The sequence below is a fragment of the Arcicella rigui genome (assembly GCF_034929435.1).
Taxonomy (GTDB): Bacteria; Bacteroidota; Bacteroidia; order Cytophagales; family Spirosomataceae; genus Arcicella; species Arcicella rigui.
The window spans coordinates 190,339-201,500 of the sequence record NZ_JAYFUM010000005.1; the positions used below are offsets into that span (position 1 = coordinate 190,339).

The following is an 11,162-nucleotide window of genomic DNA, read 5'->3' on the forward strand; positions in this document are numbered from 1 at the left end:
ATATAAAAAGCATTACTGATTCATCAATTTTTAAATCCTTACTAATATTATAAACTTATGCCGACAACAGATAGCCACCATCCGATTGCCGAAAATCATCAGCCAACCTTAAAAAAAGTAATAAATACCACACAATTATGGGCCATTGCGGTTGGCTTGGTTATTTCAGGAGAGTACTTTGGCTGGAATTATGGTTGGGCTTCCTCTGGAACAATTGGCTTTTTAATCGCTACTTTATTGGTGACGGTAATGTACATTACTTTCATTTTTTCTTATACCGAACTCACTACTTCTATTCCGCACGCAGGCGGTGCATTCGATTACGCCAATCGAGCTTTTGGTCATGTTGGCGGTTTTATTGCAGGCTTTGCTACTTTGGTAGATTTTCTTTTAGCTCCACCAGCCATTGCGTATGCTTTAGGAAGTTATGTACATTTTTTACATCCACTGATTCCTGTGATTCCAACGGCAGTAGCGATGTATGTGATTTTTATCGGAATTAATATTTTTGGTATCAAAGAATCAGCTCGTTTTTCACTTTTTGTAACTATTTTATCTGTTGCAGAGTTACTTATTTATATAGCGGTGATTGTTCCTTACTTCAAAACCGAAAATTTTGTTGCCAACAATCCGCCCATCAGTACAAACAGTATTTTTGCTGGAATCCCTTTTGCGATATGGTTTTTTGTTGCCATCGAAGGCGTAGCAATGGTAGCCGAAGAAGTAAAAGAACCACGAACAACGATTCCGAAAGCCTATATTTCAAGTATTATTACTTTAGTGGTGTTAGCTTTGGGCGTAATGGTTCTGAGCGGAGGCGTTGGCGATTGGCGGACACTAAGTACCATAGATTATCCTTTACCCGAAACTTTGTCGATGGCATTGGGCAAAAACAATAGTTTATCAAAGATTTTTGCCAGTCTCGGTCTTTTCGGTTTAATTGCTTCTTTTCACTGTAATACCATTAGTTATTCTCGACAATTGTTTGCTTTAGCTCGTGCAGGATACTTGCCTGCTTTTTTAGCGAGTGTTAATAAAAAGTATCAAACGCCTCATTGGGCTTTGATTGTTGGTGGATTGGTTGGAACTTTAGCAATCCTTACAGGAACTACGGATAAAATTATCATCATGTCGGTACTGGGTGCGGTGGTGATGTACGGTACAAGTATGGTAAGTTTGCTGGTTTTAAGGAAAAAAGAGCCTTTACTTGATAGACCTTATCTTGCTCCATTTTATCCTTATTTTCCAATCATTGCTTTGCTTTTGTCTTTCGTTTGTATGTGTGCGATTGTGTATTATAATGTAGGATTGAGTTTACTTTTTTTCGGTAGTATGTTGGTGTGTTTGGTAGGCTTTCTATTAATATTTGGAGTAAAAGCTCCACAAAAAATCTAATATTCATTTCGCTCCAAACAGGTAGCGAATGTAAATAAAAACATGAAAAAGGCAGTAGTATTATTACATGGTTTTGGCGAAGACTCCACCATTTGGAGTGGTTATGTGCCTTTCTTACAAAAAGACTTTTTTATCATTACGCCAGAATATGCACGTTTGAGTCACTTAAAGACGATAGAACAATATGCAGATTTTGTGAATGACATTGTAGTAGCAAGTGGTTTCGAGAAATGTATTCTTATCGGACACTCGATGGGTGGCTATATTGCTTTGGCTTTTGCTGAAAAATATGCTGAAAAAGTATTGGGGCTTTCATTGTTTCATTCAACTGCTTTTGCGGATTCGGATGAGAAAAAGGTAGCAAGAAGTAAAAATGTAGAATTTCTGAAAACTCACGGAACAGAAGCATTTATCAAAGCCACAACTCCCAACTTGTATGCAGAAACTTTTGCTAAAAAATACCCAGAAATCATCCAAAAGCATATTTTAGCTTCTTCTACTTTGCCAGTGGAGGCACTGATTGCAGGCATGGAAGCCATGCGTGAACGTCCTGACAGAAAGCACGTGCTGAAATCTTTGCGTTGTCCGGTAATGTTTATTATTGGAGAAAAAGACAAAAGTGTAGCTCCTGCCGATGCGAAAGCTCAGATTATGATTCCTAAATTTTTCTCTTCGTTGATACTCGACGAAGTAGCTCACATGGGAATGATTGAAGAACCAGAAGATTGCTTGAAATTTGTAGGGAAATTTTTGTTGAAGTGTTAAATAAAAAGAAAAATGTTTGAGAATAATAGTGCGGTTTTTCAATACCTTTTTGCGGAAGAACATCTTTTTGTGATTCCCGAAAATGCTACAATTGCTGTACCCGAAAAAGTACTTGAACCAGAAAATGTTCAAGTAGTAAAAGAAGTACCCCAGCCGATTGTAGAAGAAGAAAAATCACAAGAATTATTGCATTTTGTGCCAAGTCACAGAGTAGTGATTTTGGTAAATAATATCAGTGAAGCCGACAAAGTACTTTTATCAAAAATCTTAGTAGCGGTAAAATTAGATTTAAGCAAAGTAGATTTAGTGGAATTATCGCTACTAAAAACGATGAATGTAAAAACAGCATTATCACAAAATCTGATAAGTCATTTTATCACCTTTGGCATACCAATGCCTAATATTAAGCTTGAGATTCCTTTAATGGCATATCAAATAAAAGAAATCAAAAGTATTCGTTTTTTATTTTCTGATGCTTTGAGTGAATTGCAAAATGATGTAGAAAAGAAAAAAGCCCTTTGGAAGGCTTTGCAGGAAATGTTTTTGTAGAAATTTACTTGGTAGGTTCTCTAAGAATCTACCAAGTAAATATAGAATCTAAGCCTTCTCCTCCACCGTATTCGTCAATGTTCCAATGCCTTCAATCGTAATTTTAATTACATCACCAACGGCTAAAGTAAATTCATTTGGAGGAACAACGCCCGTTCCTGTCATCAAATATACTCCTTGTGGGAAAGTGGTTTCTCTGAATAAAAATGAAATCAGTTCCGTATGCTTTCGCTTCATGCGATTAATCGCAATACTTCCCTCAAATAGTGAAACATTATTCCTAATAATCTCAAGCGAAATCAAAGTATCTTGACTAATTTCTCCTTCAGTTACATACAAACAAGGGCCGATGGCAGCGGCTTTGTCATAACTTTTGGCTTGAGGTAAGTACAGCGGATTTTCGCCTTCAATATCTCTCGAACTCATGTCGTTGCCAACCGTGTAGCCAACAATTTTTCCACTTGAAGTAGCAAAAAGTGTCAGTTCTGGCTCAGGAATATTCCAAGCGGAATCTTTACGAATACGCACAAAATCGTTTGTACCTACGCAGCGACTTGCAGGAGACTTAAAGAAAATCTCAGGGCGTTCGGCTTCATAAACACGAGCATAAAAATCGCCACCACCAGCATCTTTAGATTCTTCAATGCGTGCTTCACGGCTACGCATATAGGTTACGCCAGATGCCCAAATTTCTTGTTGCCCGATGGGAGGTAGTATTTCATCGCCAGCCCATGCTATACTTGTAAGTGTTGCTATTTCTTTACTTACTTGTTCGTATAAATCATCACGATTTACATAAGCGTCCCAATTACTTTCGGTAGATAAATAAAATTTATCAGCCGATTCTACAATAATTCCCTGTTTGGTTTTGTAAATTTTCATTATTAAAGGTTTGATTTGAAAGGTCTAAATTGATAAAGCAGACAGAAATGCTATTTTTACCAAATATATTGCCATAAATTTATCAAAATAAATCAAATTGTTTTACGAATCAAACCATCTGATTTGCTAAAGATGTCGATTTAAAATTTATATATTATTGAAAGACAAATTAACAATGAAAAAAATGATTCAAGACAGGAGAGATTTTTTAAAGAAAAGTACTTATTCTACCTTGTTGGGATTACTCATTCCAAAGGTTACTTTTTCGCAAAATACTGCTCAAAATTTAAAGCTGGCAGAAGGTGCTTTGCCTGAATGGAAAAATAAGGAGCTGATTATTCTTTCGGATAAACCTTGGAATGTAGAAACGCCACCGCATTTATTAGATGACAAAGTAACGCCAGTTGAAAAAATGTTTATTCGGAATAATGGCTTGATTCCAGAAGAAAAAATAGACATTGATACTTGGACTTTGACCATCGGCGGAGAATCAGTAAAAACCTCTAAAGTGTATAAAATCAAGGATTTAAAATCGAAATTTAAGCAATATACTTATCAGCTTACTTTGGAATGTGGCGGAAATGGGCGTTCGGGCTATTTCCCACAAACCTCTGGAAACCAATGGGAGCAAGGAGCAGTAAGTTGTGCAGAATGGACGGGCGTTCGTCTAAAAGATATTTTAGCAGACGTTGGTTTGAAAGACGATGCCGTTTATATCGGTTATTATGGGAAAGACATTCACTTGAGTAGAACGCCCAATAAGTCGGTAATTTCAAGAGGCGTACCTATCAAAAAAGCCTTAGAAGATGAAACACTTATTGCTTGGGCGGTGAATGGCAAAGATATTCCTTTGGAACATGGTTTTCCATTACGTTTGGTTGTGGGTGGCTGGCCTGCTTCGGTTTCGGGAAAATGGTTGGATAAAATCGTGGTCAGAAACAAAGAGCATGATGGCGAAAAAATGAGCGGTCATAGTTATAGAGTACCCATTAATCCGATTGAACCCGGCGAGAAGTTAGCAGAAACGCCCGAAAACTTCAAAATTATCGAAGCAATGCCTGTAAAATCTTTGATTACTTATCCTAAAACAGGTGCAGTAATTGATGCAGGCAAAAAAGTGACTTTGCGTGGACACGCTTGGGCGGGCGATTTGGAAGTAAAAGAAGTATCGCTTTCGCTTGATTATGGTGTAACTTGGAAGAAATGTAATTTGGAAGCACCCAAAAATCGTTTGGCATGGCAACATTGGTCTTTAGCCTTAGATTTTTCGCAAAAAGGGTATTTTGAAGTATGGGTAAGAGCAATCGACAGTAAAGGAATTACGCAACCAATGGTAATTCCACAGTGGAATCCGGGAGGATATTTGAATAATGCTTGTCATAGAATTGCAGTGAAAATCGTGTAAATCAAATCAAGATGAAAATTATTAATGTATATATATTAGTCGGAACGGTATTGATTACTTTTCTTGCTTTCAAGCAACCAGAAGAAATTAAAATTAATACTCCGCATTCCGCACTCCGCACTCCAAACTTAAATGTTTCTGATTCTTTGACCATTGACGAAGAAACAGGCTTAATCAATGATACAAATTTGATGATGGTAAAGGCACAGTGTACGGCTTGTCATAATACCAAATTGATTCAGCAACACCGTTTTACTCGTGAAGGCTGGAAGGATAAAATCAGGTGGATGCAGAAAAACCATAAACTATGGGATTTGGGAGAATCTGAAAAAGTAGTATTAGACTATTTAGAAAAGTATTATTCTCCTAAAATGGCTTCACAGAAAATTCTGAACAGACGAGAATTATTGAAAAAGATAGAGTGGTACAAGTTGGAAGAGCGATAAGGATTTTAGAATTATGAAATTTATTCAAGCGAAATACTGATATATTTGTAAAGTATCTAAATCAATATGCCATGCTAACAGTAGAAATAAATGATGCTCACTTAGAGCAACTGATAGAGAAAAAAGCTTTTGAAAATGGAATGACTACTCAGGCATTTGTACAAAATGTTTTGAGTTTGAATCTTCATGAACAAGATATTACTTCGCAAACACTTCCTTTTGTTATTCCTTCATTAGATTATAAAGAACATATTTCAACAATTAATTATGGAATAACTGATGAAAGTATTAGCAAAGAGGCAGTTTCTCTTTTTTCATCAATAAATGATGCTTTAATATGATTTTCGAAATTGTATTGTAGTATTTCCCCAAGTCATCGAAGCCCCATCAGAGCGAAATGTTTCGCTCTGATGGGGCTTCGATGTAAATAATATTTACAGAAAACTACCAATATTTCGCCTCTTCGAGGCTAATTACAGCGAATTTCCTCCTATTTCCCAGAATCCAAATTCCTAAAGTCTTTTATCCTAAAGTCTTACAATCTTATTACAACCTATACCCTCTCAAAAACTCTTCAATTCCCATGCGTTTTTTGCCTTCTAATTGTAATTCTTCAATGGCTAAGTAGCCGTCGGCACATTTGAAGTGAAGGTGTTTTTTGCCATCACTTTTAAAGGCTTCTTCAAACTGAATACTTTCGTCGCTTACTTTAGCGGTACGATAGATTTTACAAGTTTTTCCATTGAGAGTAGTCCAAGCGGCAGGGTAGGGTGAAAGTCCACGAATAAAATCATAAACAGCTTTTACAGATTTTGTCCAGTCGATTTCACAAGTTTCTTTAAAAATCTTTGGAGCGTGTTTTATCTCATCAGATTCTACTTGTGGCTCTTGTGGATAATCGCCTGCTTCTATGGCTCTCACGGTTTTTAAAACCAATTTTGCTCCAATGTGCATCAAACGAACATACACATCTCCTACATTATCAGTTTCAGCGATGGGTTCATGTTCTTGAAAAATAATTGAACCTGTATCTATCTCATGTTTCAAGAAAAAAGTAGTTACGCCTGTTTCTTTTTCGCCATTGATAATCGCCCAATTGATAGGAGCAGCCCCACGATATTGTGGTAAAAGCGAACCATGTAAATTGAAAGTACCGAGCGGAGGCATATTCCAAACTACTTCTGGAAGCATTCTGAAAGCCACTACAATCTGTAAATCTGCTTCATAGCTTTTTAATTCTTCTAAAAACTCAGGATTTTTTAATTTCTCTGGTTGTAAAATTGGAATATGCGGAGCGTTCGCTAAAACGTACTCTTTCACAGCAGACATTCCCATTTTCAAACCACGACCAATCGGTTTGTCGGGGGCTGTGATTACGGCTACGACGTTACAATTATTTTCAACTAAAATTCTTAAACTCTCAACAGCAAAGTCGGGAGTACCCATAAAAATGATTTTCATACGATGAATATTTTTGTTGTCATTATTGGTATGACTTTTAAGATGCAATAGGCTGTAAGCGGTAGGCAATAGGCGATTTTTTGCTTTTTGTCAAAAAAAGGTATTTTGTACTTATTACATACAGCTTACCGCCTAAAGCATTCCAATTAAGTTTAATGCTGACAAGATAGTTTTCAAAATAAATTCAAATCTCACAGCTTACTGCTAAATGCTTTAAGCTTGATGTAATTTTTTCTAAAAAAAACACAATTTTAAATTTCTCTTTGAAATCCTTTTGGCTTTTTGTAACTTTGTTTACTCAATTCGGTTAAATATGATACGAACGACTCAAATAAGCATCATTACATAGCTTCGATATTTCTGCAAAGGTCTTAAAAAATCTTGTAGAACGGTCGAAAGCCGTTCTTTTTGTTTGTAAAGAGTTTGAGTAAAGTATTTATCCTTGATTTTCACTTGCTGGCAGCGATGTCAGTAATTTTTTTTGTATCAACTCAAAGCGTAATGAATTCAAAAGCGATTTGACGATGAAGCTCAGAGTATGCTACTCGGTGTATTTATCACAATTTCGGTCTTTACGCTCTAAAAAAATAACCCAATGGCAAAAGTACAGTATTACACGCAAGAAAAATTAGACGAATTAAAAGCTGAATTGCAATATTTAAAATTGCAAGGTCGCTCGGATATGGCAAAACAAATTGCTGAAGCACGTGACAAAGGAGACCTAAGTGAAAATGCGGAATACGATGCCGCAAAAGATGCACAAGGTTTGTTGGAATTGAAGATTTCTAAAATGGAAGAAATCGTAGCCAATGCTCGTGTTTTAGATGAGACGAACATTGATACTTCAAAAGTGTCGATTTTATCGAAAGTAAAAATTAAAAATAAGAAAAATGGTATGGAAGTAGTTTATACCATCGTTTCTGAAGAGGAAGCAGACTTGAAAGCTGGAAAAATTTCTAATTCTTCTCCATTTGGAAAAGGTCTTTTCGGAAAATCAGTTGGAGATATTGCTGAAATTCAAGCTCCTGCTGGAAGATTAGAATTTGAAATCTTAGAAATTTCTCGCTAAGCAAGAATTTTAAAATATTCTATGGCTTTGTACGTATTTAAACTAAAGCAATAGACAAATCTAAAAGAAGCCATTGTTGATGTCGGTCAATGATGGCTTTTTTTTGTAGATTTATACCATAATAAAAGTTCAAGTTTTGTACATCAACATTTTAAACCTGAATTCAAACGAAGCGATAATTTCATGCAATTTCTATATCCATCTTTTCTTTGGGGACTTTTGGCTGTGTCGATTCCTCTGATTATTCATCTTTTTAATTTCCGAAGAACCCGCAAGGTACTTTTTACAAACGTTGCTTTTTTGAAGTCTGTCAATACACAAACTTCTTCGTTTCGTCGTTTGAAACACTTGCTGATTATGGCTGCACGAATGGCTTTTATTGCAGCTTTGGTCATGGCTTTTGCTCAACCATTTTTGCCTTCGAGCAACGGCGTTGGGCTAAAAGTAGGCGGAATTAGTAGTTTATACATTGATAATTCTTTGTCGATGCAAAACGAATTGGATAAAAAATCGTACCTCGATAAAGCAATTAGCAAAGTAGAGGAATTATTAACAGCTTTTCCTCAAGACGCTCGTTTGCAACTAATTACCAATGACTTCTCCTCTGAAGAACATAGTTTAGGAAATCCTCAGCAGCTAAAAGATCGAACCACTTCTATCAAATTTACGCATACAGCACGTTCGTTCGATCATATTCTGAAACGCCAAAGCAGTTTGGCAGCCAAGCACAATTCGCAAGGGGGGAATCAATACTTATGGTTTTCTGATTTTCAGAAATCAACAGCAGGGGATTTAACCAAACTGAAAATTGATACCAGTTCACGTCTTTTTCTTGTACCCGTTCAAGCCAAAGCTTTGCAAAATGTTTTTGTTGATTCAGTATGGTTGAGTACACCATTTGTGCGTGAAATGCAAGTGAACCAACTGAGCGTTAAACTCTTCAATACTGGCGAAAGAGCCGTTGATAATTTACAAGTAAAACTGTTTATGGATGAAGTACAAGTGTCTTCGTCGATTGTAAATATTGGAGCGAAATCGTCGGCAAACGCACAATTTTCTTTTAATGTTCAAGGAAAAGGTTTCAAAAAAGCACGTATTTCCTTTGATGATTCTCCAATTACTTTTGACAACGACTACTATTTTGTCCTCAATGCTGCTCCTACCATAAAGGTTTTACATTTGTTTGGTCAACAGGCTACTGCTGCCAAGTATATTCCTGCGGTTTTCAATAACGATAGCGTCTTCGTTTTCAATAGTTATTCGGCTTCAAATGTTGATGTAGGCTTGTTTAAAAGTGCCAATTTAGTAATTCTGGAAGGCGTACAAAGTATTGAAGGAAGTATGAAAACGGCTTTACAAGATTTTGTTCGTGCAGGCGGAAGTTTGTTGCTTATACCACATTCTTCGCCTAATACAGGTAGTTATAATAGTTTCTTGGGTACTTATAATATTCGGAATGTACAGACAAAAGAATTGGCAGTGGACGAAAAATTGCCACTTGCCGAACCACTTAAATCTTCCTCTTTTTTTATAGATATTTTTGACCATTCTACGCAACAAGAGTTAATACAAATGCCTGTGCAAGGAGCAACCATCGCTTGGCAAGGAGTGGCTGAAAAACTTTTATCTTTCAGAAATAACCAACCTTTTTTGAGTGTAGCCCTTGGTGGTGCTGGTAAAGTTTACTTAGTGGCTTCACCTTTGGATACGCAGTTTGGCGACTTTGCCCGCAATGCTCTTTTTGTGCCAATTATGTATAAAATAGCCGCTTTGAGTGTAACGCAAGAGCCAGTAGCCTATTCCTTTGAGCAAAATACCATTAAGTTGATTTTGAATAATCTACCTCAGCTTAATTCCAATAAGCAAGTAATGTTCAAATTACGAAACAAGGCTTTGGAAATGATTCCCGTGCAGAATTTAGTTGGTAAAGAGCTAACGATTGAACTTCCTAAAGCTAACCAATTGAATGAAAACCAATCGATACTTTCGGGATATTATGAATTATTATTGGATGGAAAAGTAGAGCGAATTTTAGCCTTGAATCACGACGATAACGAATCTCAAATGGATTTTTACAGTGCTGATGAATTGAAAAGTATTTTCAAAGCCAATAAAAATGTAGCTGTTTTTGATAAAATTGACGATACCGATTTTGTGAGTACCTTCAAAGAACAAAACTTTGGCACTTCGCTTTGGAAGTACTTTATTGTACTTGCCTTACTGTTTTTGGCAATTGAAATTTTATTAGTTAAGCTATTAAAATAAAAACCCTTCGGTAGCTTTTGTGTTAAATCGTATCGACATCTTCATATTTTTAATAAAATCTACCTGTATTAATATAAAATGTTAATATTTTAATTTTTTTTATGGCATTTTTGATTTTTTAGATGTTTTTTACATAAAAAAATTATACATTTGGCACGTAATCATTAGAAAAACAATCTCATTTATAGCCTTTAAATTTATCGCTCAATCGTGTAAACAAGTACTTTTAAAGGCTCTTTAAATATGATTTTTGTTAGTTTTTTCTATGTTACATATCCTATTAAAATTATGATTATCATTTTAGTTTTAAATGATAATTAATGCAATCATATAACATTGAAAGATTAACACTGTATTGAAATGATGAATAATTTTATGACCTTAATCGTTGATGATGAACATCTGAATCGACTATTGATGAAGAAATTCTTAGCAACTGGTGGCATTCCTTATGCTGAAGCAACGGATGGTCAGGAAGCAATTGATTGGATTAAGGGAAGCACCGAAAAACAGATTATTGTTTTACTTGATTTGAACATGCCCGTAATGGATGGCTATGAGTTTCTGGAGTATCTTTCATATCACCAAGATGAGTTTAGTGACAAAAAAATATTGATAGTAATTGTTTCGGCATCTGAATATACTGTTTTTAGGCAAAACGCTCCGAATGCAGAAATTGTCCAATATATTTCAAAACCAGTTAGTAAAGATGTACTAATAGACGTAGTTTGGCAAGCTGCCGAAAACTTGCAAACCGTTTTTTAACATTTGTTAAACTTTTTTAATAAAAGCCCATCATAATCCTATGATTTGATGGGCTTTTGTTGTAAATTTAATAGCCTTTTCTCCACAAATGTAACCTATTTGTTCATTTTTAAATTTTAAGAATAACTTTATAGTGATACTTTTTCAAAGATTTATTATC

General features: G+C 35.6%; 11 protein-coding genes. 9 read left to right on the forward strand and 2 right to left on the reverse strand.

All coding sequences use genetic code 11. The features are described 5' to 3' along the window. Positions 1 to 57: 57 nt before the first annotated feature. From eat to VB248_RS04385, 3 genes are read left to right on the forward strand one after another with little or no spacing between them, the layout of a single operon-like run. Positions 58 to 1,395, forward strand: a complete 1,338-nt coding sequence (gene eat / locus VB248_RS04375) for an ethanolamine permease (RefSeq protein ID WP_323295519.1) — start codon at positions 58 to 60, stop codon at positions 1,393 to 1,395. 42 nt (positions 1,396 to 1,437) lie between these two features. Further along, entirely contained in the window at positions 1,438 to 2,160 is a 723-nt protein-coding gene (locus VB248_RS04380) for an alpha/beta fold hydrolase (RefSeq protein ID WP_323295520.1), read from the forward strand. A gap of 12 nt (positions 2,161 to 2,172) precedes the next feature. Continuing rightward, positions 2,173 to 2,709, forward strand: a complete 537-nt coding sequence (locus tag VB248_RS04385) for a DNA polymerase III subunit psi (RefSeq protein WP_323295521.1) — start codon at positions 2,173 to 2,175, stop codon at positions 2,707 to 2,709. A 48-nt stretch (positions 2,710 to 2,757) separates the two neighbouring features. Here the strand turns inward: VB248_RS04385 and VB248_RS04390 are convergent, their stop codons facing one another. Continuing rightward, positions 2,758 to 3,591 carry a fumarylacetoacetate hydrolase family protein gene (locus tag VB248_RS04390; RefSeq protein WP_323295522.1) on the reverse strand — a complete coding sequence of 278 codons (834 nt, stop codon included), beginning with the start codon at positions 3,589 to 3,591 and terminating at the stop codon, positions 2,758 to 2,760. Positions 3,592 to 3,766: 175 nt separating this feature from the next. Between VB248_RS04390 and VB248_RS04395 the strand changes: the two genes are divergently transcribed. The 3 genes from VB248_RS04395 (at position 3,767) to VB248_RS04405 (ending at position 5,783) form a co-directional block, all read left to right on the forward strand. Further along, complete coding sequence (locus VB248_RS04395; RefSeq protein ID WP_323295523.1) at positions 3,767 to 4,996, forward strand: sulfite oxidase; 1,230 nt, start codon at positions 3,767 to 3,769, stop codon at positions 4,994 to 4,996. Positions 4,997 to 5,007: 11 nt separating this feature from the next. Then, positions 5,008 to 5,442 (forward strand): hypothetical protein, encoded by a 435-nt coding sequence (locus VB248_RS04400; protein ID WP_323295524.1) that lies wholly within the window; start codon positions 5,008 to 5,010, stop codon positions 5,440 to 5,442. A 71-nt stretch (positions 5,443 to 5,513) separates the two neighbouring features. Continuing rightward, positions 5,514 to 5,783: a hypothetical protein gene (locus tag VB248_RS04405; protein WP_323295525.1), complete on the forward strand. Its 270-nt coding sequence runs from the start codon at positions 5,514 to 5,516 to the stop codon at positions 5,781 to 5,783. Between the two features lie 205 nt (positions 5,784 to 5,988). Here the strand turns inward: VB248_RS04405 and fmt are convergent, their stop codons facing one another. Then, positions 5,989 to 6,903 (reverse strand): methionyl-tRNA formyltransferase, encoded by a 915-nt coding sequence (gene fmt, locus VB248_RS04410; protein ID WP_323295526.1) that lies wholly within the window; start codon positions 6,901 to 6,903, stop codon positions 5,989 to 5,991. Between the two features lie 595 nt (positions 6,904 to 7,498). On the opposite strand from fmt, the gene greA reads away from it, so the two are divergent. From greA to VB248_RS04425, 3 genes are all read left to right on the forward strand, one after another. Next, positions 7,499 to 7,972 (forward strand): transcription elongation factor GreA, encoded by a 474-nt coding sequence (gene greA, locus VB248_RS04415; RefSeq protein WP_323295527.1) that lies wholly within the window; start codon positions 7,499 to 7,501, stop codon positions 7,970 to 7,972. A 183-nt stretch (positions 7,973 to 8,155) separates the two neighbouring features. Continuing rightward, positions 8,156 to 10,237: a BatA domain-containing protein gene (locus tag VB248_RS04420; protein WP_323295528.1), complete on the forward strand. Its 2,082-nt coding sequence runs from the start codon at positions 8,156 to 8,158 to the stop codon at positions 10,235 to 10,237. 360 nt (positions 10,238 to 10,597) lie between these two features. Beyond that, on the forward strand, positions 10,598 to 11,002 hold the full coding sequence (locus VB248_RS04425) for a response regulator (RefSeq protein WP_323295529.1): 405 nt from the start codon (positions 10,598 to 10,600) through the stop codon (positions 11,000 to 11,002). Positions 11,003 to 11,162: the final 160 nt, after the last annotated feature.